This is a genomic window from Martelella lutilitoris (genome assembly GCF_016598595.1).
Taxonomy (GTDB): domain Bacteria; phylum Pseudomonadota; class Alphaproteobacteria; order Rhizobiales; family Rhizobiaceae; genus Martelella; species Martelella lutilitoris_A.
In genome coordinates this window covers 1,456,080-1,472,630 of record NZ_CP066786.1, presented here as the reverse complement: position 1 = coordinate 1,472,630, position 16,551 = coordinate 1,456,080, and the positions used below count along the sequence as shown (strand labels likewise).

General features: G+C 61.2%; 26 protein-coding genes. 1 reads left to right on the top strand and 25 read right to left on the bottom strand.

Annotated elements, in window-relative coordinates; translation table 11 throughout:
* Positions 1-13: 13 nt before the first annotated feature.
* The 25 genes from rpmD to JET14_RS06815 form a co-directional block, all read right to left on the bottom strand.
* Positions 14-214, bottom strand: a complete 201-nt coding sequence (gene rpmD, locus JET14_RS06935; RefSeq protein ID WP_024708091.1) for a 50S ribosomal protein L30 — start codon at positions 212-214, stop codon at positions 14-16.
* An 11-nt stretch (positions 215-225) separates the two neighbouring features.
* Entirely contained in the window at positions 226-795 is a 570-nt protein-coding gene (rpsE, locus tag JET14_RS06930; RefSeq protein ID WP_183489667.1) for a 30S ribosomal protein S5, read from the bottom strand.
* 174 nt (positions 796-969) lie between these two features.
* Complete coding sequence (gene rplR, locus JET14_RS06925) at positions 970-1,332, bottom strand: 50S ribosomal protein L18 (protein ID WP_200337379.1); 363 nt, start codon at positions 1,330-1,332, stop codon at positions 970-972.
* Between the two features lie 12 nt (positions 1,333-1,344).
* A complete protein-coding gene (gene rplF, locus JET14_RS06920) occupies positions 1,345-1,878 on the bottom strand; it encodes a 50S ribosomal protein L6 (protein WP_200337378.1) in 534 nt (177 codons plus the stop codon).
* A 42-nt stretch (positions 1,879-1,920) separates the two neighbouring features.
* A complete protein-coding gene (gene rpsH, locus JET14_RS06915; RefSeq protein WP_024708095.1) occupies positions 1,921-2,319 on the bottom strand; it encodes a 30S ribosomal protein S8 in 399 nt (132 codons plus the stop codon).
* Positions 2,320-2,330: 11 nt separating this feature from the next.
* Positions 2,331-2,636 carry a 30S ribosomal protein S14 gene (rpsN, locus tag JET14_RS06910; protein WP_138748395.1) on the bottom strand — a complete coding sequence of 102 codons (306 nt, stop codon included), beginning with the start codon at positions 2,634-2,636 and terminating at the stop codon, positions 2,331-2,333.
* 32 nt (positions 2,637-2,668) lie between these two features.
* Complete coding sequence (rplE, locus tag JET14_RS06905; protein ID WP_024708097.1) at positions 2,669-3,226, bottom strand: 50S ribosomal protein L5; 558 nt, start codon at positions 3,224-3,226, stop codon at positions 2,669-2,671.
* Positions 3,219-3,530, bottom strand: a complete 312-nt coding sequence (rplX, locus tag JET14_RS06900; RefSeq protein WP_024708098.1) for a 50S ribosomal protein L24 — start codon at positions 3,528-3,530, stop codon at positions 3,219-3,221. The genes rplE and rplX overlap by 8 nt, the downstream gene beginning before the upstream one ends.
* Before the next feature lie 13 nt (positions 3,531-3,543).
* Positions 3,544-3,912 (bottom strand): 50S ribosomal protein L14, encoded by a 369-nt coding sequence (rplN, locus tag JET14_RS06895; RefSeq protein WP_024708099.1) that lies wholly within the window; start codon positions 3,910-3,912, stop codon positions 3,544-3,546.
* Between the two features lie 364 nt (positions 3,913-4,276).
* Positions 4,277-4,513, bottom strand: a complete 237-nt coding sequence (gene rpsQ, locus JET14_RS06890; protein WP_024708100.1) for a 30S ribosomal protein S17 — start codon at positions 4,511-4,513, stop codon at positions 4,277-4,279.
* Positions 4,514-4,537: 24 nt separating this feature from the next.
* On the bottom strand, positions 4,538-4,738 hold the full coding sequence (gene rpmC / locus JET14_RS06885) for a 50S ribosomal protein L29 (RefSeq protein WP_024708101.1): 201 nt from the start codon (positions 4,736-4,738) through the stop codon (positions 4,538-4,540).
* A gap of 12 nt (positions 4,739-4,750) precedes the next feature.
* The gene (rplP, locus tag JET14_RS06880) at positions 4,751-5,164 is read right to left on the bottom strand and encodes a 50S ribosomal protein L16 (RefSeq protein WP_024708102.1); all 414 of its coding nucleotides are present in this window, start codon (positions 5,162-5,164) and stop codon (positions 4,751-4,753) included.
* Positions 5,165-5,201: 37 nt separating this feature from the next.
* Complete coding sequence (gene rpsC, locus JET14_RS06875; protein WP_200337377.1) at positions 5,202-5,915, bottom strand: 30S ribosomal protein S3; 714 nt, start codon at positions 5,913-5,915, stop codon at positions 5,202-5,204.
* A complete protein-coding gene (gene rplV, locus JET14_RS06870; protein WP_200337376.1) occupies positions 5,915-6,298 on the bottom strand; it encodes a 50S ribosomal protein L22 in 384 nt (127 codons plus the stop codon). The genes rpsC and rplV overlap by 1 nt, the downstream gene beginning before the upstream one ends.
* A gap of 2 nt (positions 6,299-6,300) precedes the next feature.
* On the bottom strand, positions 6,301-6,579 hold the full coding sequence (rpsS, locus tag JET14_RS06865) for a 30S ribosomal protein S19 (RefSeq protein WP_024708105.1): 279 nt from the start codon (positions 6,577-6,579) through the stop codon (positions 6,301-6,303).
* A 15-nt stretch (positions 6,580-6,594) separates the two neighbouring features.
* Positions 6,595-7,431, bottom strand: coding sequence for a 50S ribosomal protein L2 (gene rplB / locus JET14_RS06860; RefSeq protein WP_138748389.1), 837 nt, complete (start codon positions 7,429-7,431; stop codon positions 6,595-6,597).
* Positions 7,432-7,472: 41 nt separating this feature from the next.
* The gene (locus tag JET14_RS06855; protein WP_024708107.1) at positions 7,473-7,766 is read right to left on the bottom strand and encodes a 50S ribosomal protein L23; all 294 of its coding nucleotides are present in this window, start codon (positions 7,764-7,766) and stop codon (positions 7,473-7,475) included.
* Positions 7,763-8,383 (bottom strand): 50S ribosomal protein L4, encoded by a 621-nt coding sequence (rplD, locus tag JET14_RS06850; RefSeq protein ID WP_200337375.1) that lies wholly within the window; start codon positions 8,381-8,383, stop codon positions 7,763-7,765. The genes JET14_RS06855 and rplD overlap by 4 nt, the downstream gene beginning before the upstream one ends.
* Positions 8,383-9,078 (bottom strand): 50S ribosomal protein L3, encoded by a 696-nt coding sequence (gene rplC / locus JET14_RS06845; protein WP_024708109.1) that lies wholly within the window; start codon positions 9,076-9,078, stop codon positions 8,383-8,385. Before rplC ends, rplD begins: the two co-directional genes overlap by 1 nt.
* Positions 9,079-9,207: 129 nt before the next feature.
* Positions 9,208-9,516, bottom strand: coding sequence for a 30S ribosomal protein S10 (gene rpsJ / locus JET14_RS06840; protein WP_018065614.1), 309 nt, complete (start codon positions 9,514-9,516; stop codon positions 9,208-9,210).
* Between the two features lie 148 nt (positions 9,517-9,664).
* Positions 9,665-10,840, bottom strand: coding sequence for an elongation factor Tu (gene tuf, locus JET14_RS06835; RefSeq protein WP_200334074.1), 1,176 nt, complete (start codon positions 10,838-10,840; stop codon positions 9,665-9,667).
* Positions 10,841-10,902: 62 nt separating this feature from the next.
* Positions 10,903-13,002 (bottom strand): elongation factor G, encoded by a 2,100-nt coding sequence (gene fusA, locus JET14_RS06830; RefSeq protein ID WP_200337374.1) that lies wholly within the window; start codon positions 13,000-13,002, stop codon positions 10,903-10,905.
* A gap of 27 nt (positions 13,003-13,029) precedes the next feature.
* Entirely contained in the window at positions 13,030-13,500 is a 471-nt protein-coding gene (gene rpsG / locus JET14_RS06825) for a 30S ribosomal protein S7 (RefSeq protein ID WP_138748384.1), read from the bottom strand.
* A 74-nt stretch (positions 13,501-13,574) separates the two neighbouring features.
* The gene (rpsL, locus tag JET14_RS06820; protein WP_018065617.1) at positions 13,575-13,946 is read right to left on the bottom strand and encodes a 30S ribosomal protein S12; all 372 of its coding nucleotides are present in this window, start codon (positions 13,944-13,946) and stop codon (positions 13,575-13,577) included.
* A 393-nt stretch (positions 13,947-14,339) separates the two neighbouring features.
* Complete coding sequence (locus tag JET14_RS06815) at positions 14,340-15,965, bottom strand: ABC-F family ATP-binding cassette domain-containing protein (protein WP_200337373.1); 1,626 nt, start codon at positions 15,963-15,965, stop codon at positions 14,340-14,342.
* 210 nt (positions 15,966-16,175) lie between these two features.
* On the opposite strand from JET14_RS06815, the gene JET14_RS06810 reads away from it, so the two are divergent.
* Positions 16,176-16,466, top strand: a complete 291-nt coding sequence (locus tag JET14_RS06810; protein WP_200337372.1) for a transcriptional regulator — start codon at positions 16,176-16,178, stop codon at positions 16,464-16,466.
* Positions 16,467-16,551 lie beyond the last annotated feature (85 nt).

Genomic DNA, 16,551 nt, shown 5'->3' with positions numbered 1-16,551 from the left:
ATCTTCTCCCGTCTCACTTCTCGTCGACGACGCGCACGAGATGGGACACCTTGTTGATCATGCCGCGCACAGCAGGCGTATCTTCCAGGGTGCGGACGCGATGCATCTTGTTGAGGCCGAGACCGATCAGCGTCTGGCGCTGGACGGCGGGACGGCGGATCGGGCTGCCGATCTGCTCAACGGTGACAGTCTTCTTGGTGCTAGCCTTGGCCATGTTCGCCTCTCTTACTCGTCGACAACAGCGCCGGCGGCCTGGCGGCGAGCCTGGAGCGTGGCGTATTTGAGGCCGCGCTGCGCTGCGATGTCCTTCGGATGCATCTGGCTCTTCAGGGCATCAAAGGTGGCGCGGACCATGTTGTAGGGGTTGGACGAACCGGTCGACTTCGCAACCACATCGGCAACGCCCAGGGTTTCGAAAACGGCGCGCATCGGACCGCCGGCGATGATGCCGGTACCGGCCTTGGCGGTGCGCAGCAGAACCTTGCCGGCGCCGTGGCGGCCCTTGACGTCGTGATGCAGCGTACGACCGTCGCGCAGCGGCACGAAAATCATCTCGCGTTTGGCGGCTTCCGTCGCCTTGCGGATGGCTTCCGGCACTTCGCGCGCCTTGCCATGGCCGAAGCCGACGCGGCCCTTGCCGTCACCAACGACGACGAGCGCTGCAAAGCCCATGCGGCGGCCGCCCTTGACGGTCTTGGCCACGCGATTGATGGCAACGAGCTTGTCAACGAATTCGCTGTCGCGCTCATCCCTGTTCTGGCGATCGTCGCGCGATCCCCGTCTGTCCTGTGCCATTGTCCTGTTCCTTTTTCTTTTCCGGGTGCAATCGGCAAATGTGAAAGCCGCTTCCGCCATTTCTGGCGAGGGGCGGCCGGTGTGTGACCGAAGGCGACTTGAGTTCCGAAGAGACAGTATCGCCTTGGCCGGATATCGGGAGCGCCCTCTCGATGAGGGGCGCTCGAAGCTTCATCAGAAGCTCAGGCCACCTTCGCGGGCGCCGTCGGCCAGAGCCTTGATGCGACCGTGAAAGATGAAGGCGCCGCGATCGAACACGACTTCCTTGACGCCCGCCTTGGTGGCGCGCTCGGCAACGAGCTTGCCGACGGCTTCGGCGGCCTCGCGGTCCGCGCCGGTCTTCAGCGAAGACTTGAGCGAAGCGTCGAGCGTCGAGGCGGAAGCCAGCGTGCGGCCGGCCGTATCGTCGATGATCTGGGCGTAGATGTTCTTGGACGAACGGTAAACCGACAGACGCGGACGGCCGTTTGCCACTTTCTTGACCTGGCGGCGCACGCGGCTGGCGCGGCGTGCAATGGTTTCTTTCCTGCTAGCCATAACGCGTGTTCCTTACTTCTTCTTGCCTTCCTTGCGGACGATGCGCTCTTCCGCGTATTTCACGCCCTTGCCCTTGTAGGGCTCGGGACCGCGATATTCGCGAATGTTCGCAGCGACCTGGCCGACGACCTGCTTGTCGATGCCGGTGACGGTGATTTCCGTCGGCTTCGGGCAGGCAATCGTGATGCCTTCCGGCGGCTGATAGACAACTTCGTGGGAGAAGCCGAGCGACAGCTGCAGGTTCTTGCCCTGCATGGCCGCGCGGTAGCCAACGCCGTTGATCTCGAGCTTGCGCTCGTAGCCTTTGGTGACACCATTGATGATGTTCTCAACCATGGTCCGGGACATGCCCCACTTGGAGCGGGCGTCCTTGGACTGGTTGATCGGGGAAACAACGATCGCGTTGTCCTCGAGCTTGACGCTCACTTCGTCATTGGCGACGAAGGAGAGCTCGCCCTTGGGGCCCTTGGCTGTGACTTTCTGGCCTTCTACGGTCGCAGTCACACCAGCCGGAACCTGAACGGGCTTTTTACCGATACGAGACATTTTCTCTACCTGTCTGTTTCGTTAGGAGGAACGACCCGGATCTTAGAAGACCGAGCAGAGAACCTCGCCACCGACATTCTGTTCGCGCGCCTGGTGATCAGCCATCACACCCTTGGGGGTGGAAAGGATCGTGATACCCAGACCGTTTGCGACCTGCGGAATGGACTTGACCGAGACATAGACCCGGCGGCCCGGCTTGGAAACGCGGGCGATCTCGCGGATCACGGACGCGTTTTCGTAGTATTTCAGCTCGATTTCGATCTCGGACTTGCCGTTCTCGAATTCGGTCTGGGTGTAGCCGCGGATGTAGCCTTCGGCCTGCAGCACGTCCAGAACGTGGGCGCGCAGCTTGGAAGCCGGCGTCGTCACGGAGGACTTGCGACGCGAGGCGCCGTTGCGGATACGGGTGAGCATATCGCCCAGGGGATCAGACATTGCCATTGGACGCCTCCTTACCAGCTCGACTTGACGACGCCCGGCACCTTGCCGGTGTTGCCGAGATCACGCAGCGCGATACGGGACATGCCCAGCTTGCGGTAATACGCACGCGGACGGCCGGATACTTCGCAGCGGTTGCGGATACGCGTCTTGGAGCCGTCGCGGGGCATGTCCGCCAGCTTCAGGGAAGCGCGGAACCGCTCTTCGATCGGCAGCTCCTGGTTCTTGATGATCGCCTTCAGCGCGGCACGCTTCTCTGCGTCCCGGGCGACCGTCTTGCGGCGGCGCTTGTTCTTTTCGACTGCGCTTACTTTCGCCATGTCGTTTTCCTTTTCTACGCTCGTCGTTACGGTTATTTGCGGAACGGGAAGTTGAACGCTGTCAAGAGCGCCCGTGCTTCGTCGTCCGTGTTCGCCGTCGTGCAAACGATGATGTCCATGCCCCACATCTGATCGACCTTGTCGTATTCGATCTCGGGGAACACGATGTGTTCCTTGATGCCCATGGCGAAGTTGCCACGGCCGTCAAAGCTCTTCGGATTGAGGCCGCGGAAGTCGCGAACGCGCGGCAGCGCGATGTTCACCAGGCGGTCAACGAATTCATACATGCGGTCGCCGCGCAGCGTCACCTTGGCGCCGATCGGCATGCCCTCGCGGACCTTGAAGCCGGCGATGGAGTTGCGCGCATGGGTGATCACGGCCTTCTGGCCGGCGATCGCCGAGAGGTCAGCTGCGGCATTGGTCGGCTTCTTCGAATCGCCGACAGCCTCGCCGACGCCCATGTTGATCACGACCTTGTCGAGGCGCGGGATCATCATCGGGTTGGCGTAAGAAAAGCTCTCCTGCAGCTCAGCGCGGATCTTTTCGTTGAAAACCGTCTTCAGGCGCGGCTCATACTTTGCTTCAGCCATCGATCACTTCTCCCGAACGCTTTGCATAGCGGACCTTCTTCTCACCCTCGACCTTGAAGCCAACGCGAGTCGGCTTGCCGTCCTTCGGATCGGCGATCGCGAGGTTCGAAAGGTGAACCGGCGCTTCCTTGGTGATGATGCCGGCTTCGGTGGTCTGCGTCTGCCGCTGGTGGCGACGCACGACATTGATGCCCGAAACGACGGCGCGGTCTTCCTTCGGGAAAACCTGTACGACTTCACCGGTGCGGCCCTTGTCCTTGCCGGCGATCACGACGACCTTGTCGCCCTTTTTGATTCTCTGCATGTTCCGCGCTCCCTTACAGAACTTCCGGAGCCAGGGAGATGATCTTCATATGGCTCTTGCCACGCAGCTCGCGCGGAACCGGCCCGAAGATACGCGTACCAATCGGCTCTTTGTTGTTGTTGATCAGAACGGCAGCATTGCTGTCGAAGCGGATGACGGAGCCGTCAGCGCGGCGGATGTCCTTTGCCGTGCGAACGACAACGGCCTTCATCACATCGCCCTTCTTGACGCGTCCGCGCGGAACAGCCTCTTTCACCGAAACGACGATGATGTCGCCGATAGAGGCATATTTACGCTTGGAGCCGCCCAGAACCTTGATGCACATGACACGACGCGCGCCGGAATTATCCGCCACGTCGAGGTTTGTTTGCATCTGAATCATATCAGGTCGCCTTCTTGTTGTTACCGGCCCGGTTGGGCACCTCTGCCCCCTAGACCAGCTTAATCGACACGTATCAAAGCGCCCGCCCTGCCAAAACCTGACCCGGCGGTCGCTCGAATTTCCTGTCCAGCACTTTCAAAACCATGCGGCCCGAAAAGGATTTCTTTCGGGGCCTGCACCGCGTGCAAGAGCCAGAGCGTCTTCTTGTAGCGTCTTTCGGGGCCCGGGGCCCCTTTCGAAGGGGAAAGCCCTTACGGAAAAGGCCGCCCGTTGCCGGACGCCCCCGCATCTCGATGCCGTGCTACATACAGATATTTCGCCAAAGCGCAAGGGCCCGGGCGAAATAGCTGTTCAATTTTAAAAGTCAGGCCTGGGCGGAGACCACCGTCCAGCGCTTGTCCTTGGAGATCGGCGCGCATTCCTCGATGAATACGGTATCCCCGATCTTGTACTGGTTTTCGGCGTCATGCGCCTTGTACTTTTTCGAGCGGCGTACAGTCTTCTGCATCAGCGGGTGGGCGAAACGACGCTCAACCCGGACTACGACCGTTTTATCGTTCTTGTCGCTGACGACAACGCCTTGCAGGATGCGTTTAGGCATTTTCTTGTCGGTCCTCTATAGTTCTCAGGCCTTGGCGGCCGCCGCCTTCTGGGCAGCAATGGTTTTCACACGCGCGATGTCGCGGCGCACTTCCTTGATGCGCGCCGTTTTTTCCAGCTGTCCGGTCGCCTTCTGGAAGCGCAGGTTGAACTGCTCCTTCTTGAGCTTGGCGAGCTCGTCCTTGAGCTGGTCTTCGGTCATGGCGTGTACGTCAGAAGTTTTCATCGGTACCACTCCTTACTCTGCGATACGCTGGATGAAGCGCGTCTTGACCGAAAGCTTGGCCGCGCCGAGGCGCAGGGCTTCACGAGCAATGTCTTCGCTCACACCATCGATTTCGAACATGATCCGGCCGGGCTTCACGCGGGCCGCCCAGTAATCGACGCCGCCCTTGCCCTTACCCATACGCACTTCGGTCGGCTTGGAGGTGACCGGCGTGTCAGGAAAGATACGGATCCACACGCGACCGGCACGCTTCATGTGACGGGTGATCGCGCGGCGGGCCGCCTCGATCTCGCGCGCGTTGACGCGGTTGGGTTCCTGCGCCTTCAGCCCATATTCACCGAAAGCCAGATCGCTGCCGCCCTTGGCTGCGCCATGGATGCGGCCCTTGAACTGCTTGCGGTACTTTGTACGCTTTGGCTGCAACATTTTCTTCTATCTCCGAACTTCGCGGAAAACGCCGTTGTCAGGCGTTTTCGCGGCGGCGATTGTTGCCGCTGTTACCCTTGTTGTCGCCCTCGGTCGCGCGACGCTCGGAGGCCATCGGATCGTGCTCAAGGATTTCGCCCTTGAAGACCCAGACCTTGATGCCGCAAATGCCGTATGCGGTTTCAGCTTCGGCCGTGCCGTAGTCGATGTCGGCGCGCAGCGTGTGAAGCGGAACGCGGCCTTCGCGGTACCATTCGGTCCGCGCGATCTCGGCGCCGCCGAGACGGCCCGAGCAGACGATGCGGATGCCCTCTGCGCCGAGACGCATGGCCGACTGCACCGAGCGCTTCATGGCGCGGCGGAAGGCAATACGGCGTTCCAGCTGCTGCGCGATCGACTGCGCGACCAGCGTGGCGTCAGTTTCCGGCTTGCGCACTTCAACGATGTTGAGGTGCATTTCCGAGTCGGTCATCGTCGCAAGCTTGCTGCGCAGCTTCTCGATGTCCGCGCCCTTCTTGCCGATGATCAGGCCCGGACGCGCCGAATGGATGGTCACGCGGCACTTCTTGTGCGGACGCTCGATAACGACCTTGGAAACACCCGCCTGCTTCAGTTCCTTCTGGATGTAGCTGCGGATCTTCAGGTCTTCGTGGAGCAGCTTGCCGTATTCGTGATTGTCAGCGAACCAGCGGCTGTCCCAGGTGCGGTTGACGCCGAGACGGAAACCGATCGGATTGATTTTCTGACCCATTATGCGGCCTCCTCTTCGACTTCACGGACGACGATCGTCAGATGCGAAAACGGCTTGAGGATGCGCGATGCGCGGCCCCGGCCACGGACCATGAAGCGCTTGGCGACAATCGACTTGCCGACATAGGCTTCCGCGACGATGAGCTGGTCAACGTCGAGGTCGTGGTTGTTTTCAGCATTGGCGATGGCCGATTCGAGCGTCTTGCGGACGGTCCCGGAAACCCGCTTCTGCGAGAATTCGAGATCGGCCAGGGCCCGGTCAACCTTCTTGCCGCGGATCATGGCGGCGACGAGGTTGAGCTTCTGCGGGCTGACGCGGATCGTGCGCGTAACGGCCTGCGCCTCGTTTTCCTTAAGCCGGCGTGCGGCTTTTGCCTTGCCCATTGTTACTTCCTCTTCGCCTTCTTGTCGGCGCCGTGACCGTAATAGGTCCGCGTCGGTGCAAATTCACCGAACTTGTGGCCGACCATCTCTTCCGACACGGAGACCGGAATGTGCTTGGAACCATTGTAGACGCCGAAGGTCAGGCCGACGAACTGCGGCATGATCGTGGAACGGCGGCTCCAGATCTTGATCACTTCGTGGCGACCGCCTTCACGCACCTTCTCAGCCTTCTTGAGAAGATAGCCGTCAACAAACGGTCCCTTCCATACTGAACGAGCCATTTCAGACTACCTCTCTTACTTCTTCTTCTGGTGGCGCGAGCGCATGATGAACTTGTCTGTCGACTTGTTCTTGCGCGTGCGCTTGCCCTTGGTGGGCTTGCCCCAGGGCGAAACAGGGTGGCGACCACCGGATGTACGGCCTTCACCACCACCGTGCGGGTGGTCGATCGGGTTCATGACGACGCCGCGAACATGCGGACGCTTGCCCCGCCAGCGCGAACGACCGGCCTTGCCGTCATTCGTGTTGGAATGGTCGGGGTTCGATACAGCGCCGATCGAAGCAAGGCAAGAGCCAGGCACGAGACGCTGTTCGCCGGAGTTCAGGCGAAGGATCGCCATGCCCTGGTCGCGGCCGACGAGCTGCACATAGGTGCCTGCCGAACGGGCGATCTGGCCGCCCTTGCCCGGCTTCATCTCGACGTTGTGCACGATCGAGCCGACCGGAATGTTCTGCAGCGGCATCGCATTGCCGGGCTTCACGTCGATCGCGCTGTCGGCGGCGAGAACCTTGTCGCCAACGGCCAGACGCTGCGGCGCCAGGATATAGGCAAGCTCGCCGTCCGCATAGTTGATGAGCGCGATGAAAGCCGACCGGTTGGGGTCGTATTCCAGACGCTCGACCGTGCCCTCGACGCCGAACTTGCGGCGCTTGAAGTCGATCATGCGGTAGGTGCGCTTGTGACCGCCGCCCTGGAAGCGGGCCGTCACGCGGCCGTAGTTGTTACGACCGCCTTTCGAAGACAGGCCCTGCGTCAACGCCTTGACGGGCTTGCCCTTGTAAAGCTCCGAACGCTCGACGATTACCAGTTGGCGCTGGCTCGGCGTTGTCGGATTGAATGTTTTCAATGCCATTTTCTCATTCCCTATTGGGTCTTTACCCTACCGGGTCTGTTTCAAACGCCGGTCGTCACGTCTACGGACTGACCTTCGGCCAGCGTGACGATCGCCTTCTTGACGTCCTTCTGCTTGCCGGAGAAATTCCGGAAGCGCTTGATCTTGCCCTTGCGCACGAGCGTGTTCACGGACTTGACCTTGACGCCGAAGAGCTCTTCGACAGCGGCCTTGATCTCGGGCTTGCTCGCATTCTTGGCAACGTTGAAGACAACCTGGTTATTGTCCGAAACCAGCGTCGACTTCTCGGTAATGACCGGCGAAACGATCACGTCGTAATGGCGGATATCGCTCATTTGAACCGCTCCTCCAGAGCTTCGACTGCGGACTTGGAAAGCACGAGCTTTCCGCGGCGCAGAATGTCGTAAACATTGATGCCCTGAACCGGCAGAACATCGATATTCGGAATGTTGCGCGCGGCAAGCTTGAAGTTGCCGTCGACTTCCGAACCGCCGATGATCAGAGCGTTTTCCAGGCCGAGGCCGGCAAACTGCGCGATGAGCGCCTTGGTCTTTGCTTCCTTGGCGACGAGGTCATCGACAATGATGATGTTCTCGCCCTTGGCCTTGGCCGAAAGCGCATGTTTCAGGGCCAGCGCGCGAAGCTTCTTCGGCAGGTCATGCGCATGGTCGCGAACAACCGGGCCGTGGGCGCGACCACCGCCGCGGAACTGCGGCGCACGCTTGGCGTGGTGGCGGGCATTGCCCGTGCCCTTCTGCTTGTACATCTTGGCGCCGGTCAGAGCGACTTCCGAACGACCCTTGACCTTGTGGCTGCCCTGGCGCTTCTTTGCCAGCTGATAGCGAACCATGCGGGCGAGGATGTCTTCGCGCGGTTCCAGGCCGAAGATCTCGTCCTTCAGGCTGACCTTGCCGGCGTCCTTGCCCTCAAGTGTTTTGACGGTGAGATCCATTACTCGGCTCCATTGGTTTCAGCCGCGCGCAGGCCGGCGGGCCGCGGCGCATTTTCAGGCACACCGGACTTCACAGCGTCGCGAACCGTGATCCAGGCGCCCTTGGAACCGGGAACGGCTCCCTTGACGAGGATCAGACCGCGCTCTTCATCGGTGCGGACGACTTCGAGGTTCTGGGTGGTGACGCGGGTCTGGCCCATGTGACCAGCCATCTTCTTGCCCTTCCAGACCTTGCCCGGATCCTGGTTGGAACCGGTCGAACCATGCGAACGGTGCGAGATCGAGACACCGTGGGTGGCGCGCAGGCCGCCGAAGTTGTGGCGCTTCATCGCACCGGCAAAACCCTTACCGATGGTGGTGCCGGTCACGTCGACGAGCTGACCCGACACGAAATGGCCGGCCGTCAGTTCGGCGCCGATCTCGAGCAGGTTGTCTTCGGAAACGCGGAACTCGACCAGCTTGGCCTTGGGTTCGACAGAGCCCTTGGCAAAATGGCCGCGCAGCGCCTTCGACGTGTTCTTGACCTTCGAACGGCCAGCACCGAGCTGAACAGCCGTATAGCCGTTTTTGTCTTTCGTGCGCGTTGCGACGACCTGGCAGCCGTCCATTCGCAAAACTGTTACCGGGATATGCTCTCCTGCGTCATTGAAGACGCGGGTCATTCCCACCTTCTGTGCTATTACACCTGAACGCATCGGTTCGTTCCTTTTAGAGTTCCGGCCAGGCCCTTGCGGTCCCGGCGTGTCTCTGTTTGGGACGTCATGCGCATCGCATCAAGGCGCGCGCAGCGATTGGTCCCGTTTAATTATCCCTACCCTGAAAGATCAGAGCTTGATTTCGACGTCGACGCCGGCAGCCAGATCGAGCTTCATCAGAGCATCGACCGTCTGGGGGGTCGGATCGACAATGTCGAGCAGGCGCTTGTGGGTGCGCATTTCAAACTGCTCGCGGCTCTTCTTGTCGATATGCGGACCACGGTTGACCGTGAACTTCTCGATCCGGGTCGGCAGCGGAACCGGACCGCGCACATTCGCGCCCGTACGCTTGGCCGTGGAAACGATCTCACGCGTGGAGGCATCAAGGATCCGGTGATCAAACGCCTTCAGGCGGATGCGGATATTCTGGCCGTTCATGCGACTCGTCCTTGTCTTCTTATTCTTCCCGCCTTCTCGTCATCGATCAGGCGCATTCGTTGAACTTCGACCGCTCTCTTCAATCTTCAAAAGTAGGGACAGGTTGCCCCGTCCCTACCTCGCAATCAAAGTGCCTGTCGCGCGTCGATTACTCGACGATCGATGCCACGATGCCGGCGCCGACGGTGCGGCCGCCTTCGCGGATGGCGAAGCGCAGCTTTTCTTCCATCGCGATCGGAACGATCAGCTCGACGTCAACCGTGACGTTGTCGCCCGGCATAACCATTTCCGTGCCTTCCGGAAGCGTGACGACACCCGTCACGTCCGTCGTGCGGAAGTAGAACTGCGGACGGTAGTTGGTGAAGAACGGCGTGTGGCGGCCGCCCTCATCCTTCGTCAGGATGTAGGCTTCTGCCTTGAACTTCGTGTGCGGCGTCACCGAACCGGGCTTGCACAGGATCTGGCCACGCTCGACCTGGTCGCGGTTGATGCCGCGGATCAGCGCGCCGATGTTGTCGCCGGCCTGGCCCTGGTCGAGCAGCTTGCGGAACATTTCAACGCCGGTCACCGTCGTCTTCTGCGTCGCCTTGATGCCGACGATCTCGACTTCCTCGCCAACCTTGACGATGCCGCGCTCGACGCGGCCGGTCACGACCGTGCCGCGGCCGGAGATCGAGAACACGTCCTCGATCGGCATCAGGAAGGGCTGGTCAACCGGACGCTCGGGCGTCGGGACATAGTCGTCCACGGCCGCCATCAGCGCGCGGATCGCGTCTTCGCCGATTTCCTTGTTGCTGTCTTCCAGAGCGGCAAGAGCCGAACCCTTGATGATCGGGATTTCGTCGCCGGGGAACTCGTAAGAGTCCAGCAGCTCGCGCACTTCCATCTCGACGAGCTCGAGCAGCTCCTCGTCGTCGACCTGGTCGACCTTGTTGAGGAAGACGACGATCGCCGGAACGCCGACCTGACGGGCAAGCAGGATGTGCTCGCGGGTCTGCGGCATCGGGCCGTCGGCGGCCGAGCATACCAGGATCGCGCCGTCCATCTGCGCAGCGCCGGTGATCATGTTCTTCACATAGTCGGCGTGGCCGGGGCAGTCGACATGGGCGTAGTGACGCTTGTCGGTCTCATATTCGACGTGCGCCGTCGAAATGGTGATGCCGCGCGCCTTTTCTTCCGGCGCCGCGTCGATCTGGTCATACGCACGGAAGTCACCGAAGAACTTCGTGATCGCAGCCGTCAGTGTCGTCTTGCCGTGGTCAACGTGACCGATCGTGCCGATGTTGACGTGCGGTTTGCTCCGCTCAAACTTTGCCTTTGCCATTTTAGGCTCCTATTCTTTCCAGACCCCGCAAGGGGGCCAACTCGTTAAGGTGACGACCCCGGTTACTTCGAACCGGAATACTTCGCCTGAATTTCCTGCGCGACGTTCGAGGGGACCGGCGCGTTGTGATCGAAGGTCATCGTGTACTGCGCGCGGCCCTGAGACATCGAACGCAGCGTGTCGACATACTTGAACATGTTCGCGAGCGGAACCTCGGCCTCGATGACCGTTGCGTTGCCGCGCGGCTCCTGGCCCTGGATCTGGCCGCGACGGGAGTTCAGGTCGCCGATGACGTCGCCAACGTAATCTTCCGGGGTCACCACCTCGACGCTCATGATTGGCTCGAGGAGCTGGGCGCCGGCCTTGCGGGCAGCTTCGCGGAAGCAGGCGCGCGCGGCGATTTCGAAGGCGAGGACCGAGGAGTCGACATCGTGGTAGGCGCCGTCGACGAGGGTGGCCTTGATGCCGAGCATCGGGAAGCCGGCGAGCGGACCCGACGACAGAACGCTTTCGATACCCTTCTGGACACCGGGGATGTATTCCTTCGGAACCGAGCCGCCGACGATCTTGGATTCGAAAACGAAATCCTCGCCGTCCGGATTGGGTTCGAAGATGATCTTGACGCGGGCGAACTGACCCGAACCACCCGACTGCTTCTTGTGGGTGTAGTCTTCTTCGTGGGCCTGCGTGATCGTTTCGCGGTAGGCAACCTGCGGCGCGCCGACATTGGCCTCGACCTTGAACTCGCGCTTCATGCGATCGACGAGAATGTCGAGGTGAAGCTCGCCCATGCCGGCGATGATCGTCTGACCGCTCTCCTCGTCGGAGAACACGCGGAAGGACGGGTCTTCGGCAGCGAGACGGTTGAGCGCGATGCCCATCTTCTCCTGGTCGGCCTTGGTCTTCGGCTCGATCGCGATGCGGATGACCGGCTCGGGGAATTCCATCCGCTCCAGAATAACGGGCTTCAGCGGGTCGCAGAGCGTGTCACCGGTGGTGGTTTCCTTCAGCCCGGCAAGCGCAACGATGTCACCGGCATAGGCTTCCTCGATGTCCGAACGCGAGTTCGAATGCATCTGCAGCATGCGGCCGACGCGCTCGCGCTTTTCCTTGACCGTGTTCATCACCGAGGAGCCCTTTTCGAGCTTGCCCGAATAGACGCGGCAGAAGGTCAGCGAACCGACGAAGGGGTCGTTCATGATCTTGAACGCCAGCATCGAAAGCGGTTCGTTGTCATCAGCGTGGCGCTCGATATCGGCTTCGGTCTTGACGTCGATACCCTTGATCGACTCGATGTCGATCGGCGACGGCAGGAAGTCGACGACGGCGTCGAGAAGCGGCTGGACGCCCTTGTTCTTGAAAGCCGAGCCGCACAGCATCGGGAAGAACTGAACGCCGATCGTGCCCTTGCGGAGGAGCTTGCGGATCGTGTCATTGTCCGGCATTTCGCCTTCGAGATAGGCTTCCATGGCGGCTTCGTCGATCTCGACGACCGCCTCGATCATCGCTTCGCGCCACTCTTCGGCCTTGTCCTTCATGTCAGCCGGAATATCCGTGATATCCCACTGCGCGCCGAGGTGTTCGCCATCCCAGACAAGCGCCTTCATCTCGATCAGGTCGATCACGCCGGCAAAGTCGTTTTCGGCGCCGATCGGGAGCTGAATGACAACCGGTGTCGCTCCGAGACGGGACTTGACCATCTCGACCGAGCGATAGAAGTCGGCGCCGATCTTGTCCATCTTGTTGCAGAAGATCATGCGCGGAACGTTGTACTTGTCGGCCTGGCGCCAGACGGTTTCCGTCTGCGGCTCGACGCCGGCATTGGCGTCGAGAAGGGCGACCGCACCGTCGAGCACGCGCAGCGAACGCTCGACTTCGATGGTGAAGTCGACGTGTCCGGGGGTGTCGATGATGTTGAAGCGGCGCTTCTTGCCGTCGCGGCCCTGCCAGAAGGTGGTGGTGGCAGCTGAGGTGATCGTGATGCCACGCTCCTGCTCCTGCTCCATCCAGTCCATCGTGGCCGCGCCGTCGTGAACTTCACCGATCTTGTGGGACTTGCCGGTGTAGAAGAGGATGCGCTCGGTCGTCGTGGTCTTGCCAGCGTCGATGTGCGCCATGATACCGAAATTACGGTAATCTTCGATTTTATATTCGCGAGCCATGATGTTAGGCCTTCCCTCGTATCTGAATTACCAGCGGTAATGGGAGAATGCGCGGTTGGCGTCGGCCATCTTGTGCGTGTCTTCACGCTTCTTGACGGCAGAACCCCGGTTGTTCGCAGCATCCATGAGCTCGCCGGACAGGCGCTCGATCATGGTGGTTTCGTTACGCTTGCGCGCGGCCGCGATCAGCCAGCGGATGGCGAGCGCCTGACGGCGCTCGGGACGGACGTCGACCGGAACCTGGTAGGTCGCACCGCCAACGCGGCGCGAGCGGACTTCAACGTGCGGCGCGACGTTTTCGAGCGCCTGATGAAAGACCTCGATCGGGTCCTGCTTCATCTTGCCCTCGACGGCGTCGAGCGCGCCGTAGACGATCGTCTCGGCGACCGACTTCTTGCCATGCAGCATGATGGCATTCATGAACTTACTGATCACCAGATCGCCAAATTTGGGATCCGGGTTGATCTCACGCTTTTCTGCGCTGTGGCGTCGTGACATGCTTTTGTCTCTCAACAGTTGCGGCGCTTAAAACGCGGAGAACCTCGCGCAGCGCCAGAAGAATGAAAACCGAATTACTTCGGACGCTTGGCACCGTATTTCGAACGGCGCTGCTTACGGTTCTTGACGCCCTGCGTGTCGAGAACACCGCGGATGATGTGGTAACGCACACCCGGCAAGTCCTTGACGCGGCCGCCGCGAATCATGACGACGGAGTGTTCCTGCAGGTTGTGGCCTTCGCCCGGAATGTAGCCGATGACTTCGAAGCCATTGGTCAGGCGGATCTTGGCAACCTTACGCAGAGCCGAGTTCGGCTTCTTCGGCGTCGTGGTGTAGACGCGCGTGCAGACGCCGCGCTTCTGCGGGTTCTGTTCCAGCGCGGGAACCTTGTTCCGCTTGACCTGGGGCTGGCGCGGCTTGCGGATCAGTTGGTTTACGGTAGGCATATACCCATCCCTTTAGAATTCGTGTCTCGTCGCCCTTATGGGGCATTTCAATGCCGTCACCGGCGAACAGAAGCACTTTCAGCGTCTATATGCGCACAAGCACGGCCCGACCCGCCTACCCGGCAGATGGACCTTAAAGCAGAGGACACAGGCGCCTTGCCGCGTCATGCGTGCAGCATTTGATCTTCAACGTGCTGTATGAGAACCTAGTCTGAGGTGAACTCCGGGACATTTGGCTTCCCGAACGGCCATGCCTCACATGGGTTCTGTTGGCGCCGACATACTCATTTCGGTTAATGCCGTCAAGCCCAAAGCCCCGAAATTCTGGAATCTCCGGGCCTGCGACGCCTCCTTTGCGGGCGGCCATGGCGCATCGGGCAATATTGACGGCTCTCAAGGCGCGTCCGACGCAATATTCTGTCGCCGGGCCGCGCCTTCGCCGGAAAGCACGATCCGCGTCGCAACGCCGATTCTCTCCAGAAACACGCGGTCGTGGCTGATGACGAGGAGCGCGCCGTCATAGGCGTTGAGGCCCGCCTCCAGCGTCGCCAGGCTTTCAAGGTCGAGGTGGTTGGTCGGCTCGTCGAGGATCAGGAGCTGCGCCGGACGGCTTCCGCCGATCGCGACGGCGAGCCCCGCCCGCAGCAATTCGCCGCCGCTCAGATCGACAACCCGTTTCAGCGCCTCGTCGGCGCGGAAACGGAACCGCGCAAGCGCCGCCCGGCAGGCATTCTCGCCGTCATGCGGGTTGAGGCGCCTGAAATTGTCGCGCACGCTCGCCCCGCGATCGAGCAGGGACACCGCCTGGTCGAAGAGCGCAAAGGGCACGCAGATCTCCGCCGTTCCGCCAAGCGGCCGTAGCCCGCCCGAAAGCGTCTTTACCAGCGTCGACTTGCCGGCACCGTTGCCGCCTTCGATGGCCACGCGCTCGGGCCCGGTCATCTCGAAGGAAAGATCGCGGAAGAGCGGCGCTTGGGCATCATAGCCGCCGGCCAGGTGGTCCGCCTTCAGCAGCCGCCGCCCGGCGGCAAGCCCCGAGGGCGGGAGGGTGATTGCAAAGGGCGCGACCACCTCGAGGCGCGCCTTGGCCTCGCTGAGCGCCTCCGCCGCCTTTTCGGCCTGCCGCTCTTTGAGCGCGTTCTGCCGGGCTGCCGTTGCCTCGGACTGCGCCTTCATGCCGTCGAGCACCATTTTCGGCATGTCGTTGCGCTTGCGCGCCTTGCGCCCCTTGGCATCGGTGCGCGCCTTGCGTTCCGCCCGCTGGCGCGCGGCCGCGGACGCCTGCCGCACCTCTCGCTCCGCTTCGCTCAATCTTCGTTCGCGGTTTTCGATTTCGGCAGCCTTTTCCCCTTCATAGAAGCTGTAATTGCCGCCATAGCGCGTAATGCCGAGGCTGGTCAGCTCCGCGATTTCCATCATCGCTTCCAGCAGTTCGCGGTCATGGCTGACCACCAGCGCTCCGCCGCGCCAGCCGCCAAGAAAGTCCATGAGAAGCTTTCGCCCGGCCGCGTCGAGATTGTTGGTCGGTTCATCGAGCAGGATGAAGTCCGGATCGTCATAAATGAGCGCCGCCAGCCGCGCCCGCGTCAGCTCGCCGCCGGAAAGGCTGACAAGCGGGGTCGTCAGCGGATAGGCGATGGCGAACCGGGACAGGGCGGCGACTGCCTTTTCCTCGGCGAGCCAGTCAATGCGGCCCATGGTCTCGAGGCTTGCCCTGCCCTCGCTGGCCTCCCTGATCATCTCAAGCATGGCCGTAATCGCGAAACAGTCGGCAAGCGTCTCGCCGTTTTCGGGTCGAACCGTCTGGTCAAAGAGCGCGAGCCGGCCCGCAACGGAGACAGTGCCGGACGATGGCGCGATCTCGCCAGCGATCAGCTTCAGCAGCGTTGTCTTGCCGACGCCATTGCGCCCGACAAGCCCGGTCAGCCCCGGGCCGAAGACAGCGTCGAGATTATTGAAAAGAGAATGGCCGTCAGCAGTTGTGAAGGACAGGCCGGAAAGCGTGATGGTCGCGTGCATAATAAAGAGTTCTCCCGTAAAGCCAGTGTGTTTGCTGTCTTCAGGTGAGAAATCATTGGCGGCACGTCCCTTGTGATCACGGTTGAGCTCTCATCTACCCCCGAAGGACGGCGATTTCAAGACGGGCCCGCGCCAATCGCCGGATCGCCAACTTTCAATTGCCCTCGTCTTGTGAAAAGAAGGGCCGAACGGAAACGAGAGGCAGAAAACATGATCGCTATTCCCGGCTACACCAGCGACGGCGAGCGCATGGTCTTCATCATCACCGGCAAGGTCTATCACGAATGGAACGGTGAGGCGGAAGTGCATGTGCTCATCGCCGCCCCGGACGAGGATACCGCCGTACGCAACACGCTGAACGCGCTGGCAAACGAAGGCTATTCGGAAGCCGATCTCGACCAGATCGGCATGATTACCGAAATTCCGGACGAGGAGCCCCACGCCTCCGCCTACCAGACGGCGCTCGAGGGCGAGGTGGCGATCGTGAAGCTTTCGGGCTGAGGGCAAGGCGCACCCTCGGCGGACGGAACAACCTTTGCCTCCGGCAAATTCGCGCCCAGCGGGCAATCCCGCTTGCTTTATCGCG

Excerpts from the sequence above, each read along its gene's own strand:
- rpmD (WP_024708091.1), bottom strand. The coding sequence starts at position 214 with ATGGCCAAGGCTAGCACCAAGAAGACTGTCACCGTTGAGCAGATCGGC.
- rpsE (WP_183489667.1), bottom strand. The coding sequence starts at position 795 with ATGGCACAGGACAGACGGGGATCGCGCGACGATCGCCAGAACAGGGAT.
- rplR (WP_200337379.1), bottom strand. The coding sequence starts at position 1,332 with ATGGCTAGCAGGAAAGAAACCATTGCACGCCGCGCCAGCCGCGTGCGC.
- rplF (WP_200337378.1), bottom strand. The coding sequence starts at position 1,878 with ATGTCTCGTATCGGTAAAAAGCCCGTTCAGGTTCCGGCTGGTGTGACT.
- rpsH (WP_024708095.1), bottom strand. The coding sequence starts at position 2,319 with ATGGCAATGTCTGATCCCCTGGGCGATATGCTCACCCGTATCCGCAAC.
- rpsN (WP_138748395.1), bottom strand. The coding sequence starts at position 2,636 with ATGGCGAAAGTAAGCGCAGTCGAAAAGAACAAGCGCCGCCGCAAGACG.
- rplE (WP_024708097.1), bottom strand. The coding sequence starts at position 3,226 with ATGGCTGAAGCAAAGTATGAGCCGCGCCTGAAGACGGTTTTCAACGAA.
- rplX (WP_024708098.1), bottom strand. The coding sequence starts at position 3,530 with ATGCAGAGAATCAAAAAGGGCGACAAGGTCGTCGTGATCGCCGGCAAG.
- rplN (WP_024708099.1), bottom strand. The coding sequence starts at position 3,912 with ATGATTCAGATGCAAACAAACCTCGACGTGGCGGATAATTCCGGCGCG.
- rpsQ (WP_024708100.1), bottom strand. The coding sequence starts at position 4,513 with ATGCCTAAACGCATCCTGCAAGGCGTTGTCGTCAGCGACAAGAACGAT.
- rpmC (WP_024708101.1), bottom strand. The coding sequence starts at position 4,738 with ATGAAAACTTCTGACGTACACGCCATGACCGAAGACCAGCTCAAGGAC.
- rplP (WP_024708102.1), bottom strand. The coding sequence starts at position 5,164 with ATGTTGCAGCCAAAGCGTACAAAGTACCGCAAGCAGTTCAAGGGCCGC.
- rpsC (WP_200337377.1), bottom strand. The coding sequence starts at position 5,915 with ATGGGTCAGAAAATCAATCCGATCGGTTTCCGTCTCGGCGTCAACCGC.
- rplV (WP_200337376.1), bottom strand. The coding sequence starts at position 6,298 with ATGGGCAAGGCAAAAGCCGCACGCCGGCTTAAGGAAAACGAGGCGCAG.
- rpsS (WP_024708105.1), bottom strand. The coding sequence starts at position 6,579 with ATGGCTCGTTCAGTATGGAAGGGACCGTTTGTTGACGGCTATCTTCTC.
- rplB (WP_138748389.1), bottom strand. The coding sequence starts at position 7,431 with ATGGCATTGAAAACATTCAATCCGACAACGCCGAGCCAGCGCCAACTG.
- JET14_RS06855 (WP_024708107.1), bottom strand. The coding sequence starts at position 7,766 with ATGAGCGATATCCGCCATTACGACGTGATCGTTTCGCCGGTCATTACC.
- rplD (WP_200337375.1), bottom strand. The coding sequence starts at position 8,383 with ATGGATCTCACCGTCAAAACACTTGAGGGCAAGGACGCCGGCAAGGTC.
- rplC (WP_024708109.1), bottom strand. The coding sequence starts at position 9,078 with ATGCGTTCAGGTGTAATAGCACAGAAGGTGGGAATGACCCGCGTCTTC.
- rpsJ (WP_018065614.1), bottom strand. The coding sequence starts at position 9,516 with ATGAACGGCCAGAATATCCGCATCCGCCTGAAGGCGTTTGATCACCGG.
- tuf (WP_200334074.1), bottom strand. The coding sequence starts at position 10,840 with ATGGCAAAGGCAAAGTTTGAGCGGAGCAAACCGCACGTCAACATCGGC.
- fusA (WP_200337374.1), bottom strand. The coding sequence starts at position 13,002 with ATGGCTCGCGAATATAAAATCGAAGATTACCGTAATTTCGGTATCATG.
- rpsG (WP_138748384.1), bottom strand. The coding sequence starts at position 13,500 with ATGTCACGACGCCACAGCGCAGAAAAGCGTGAGATCAACCCGGATCCC.
- rpsL (WP_018065617.1), bottom strand. The coding sequence starts at position 13,946 with ATGCCTACCGTAAACCAACTGATCCGCAAGCCGCGCCAGCCCCAGGTC.
- JET14_RS06815 (WP_200337373.1), bottom strand. The coding sequence starts at position 15,965 with ATGCACGCGACCATCACGCTTTCCGGCCTGTCCTTCACAACTGCTGAC.
- JET14_RS06810 (WP_200337372.1), top strand. The coding sequence starts at position 16,176 with ATGATCGCTATTCCCGGCTACACCAGCGACGGCGAGCGCATGGTCTTC.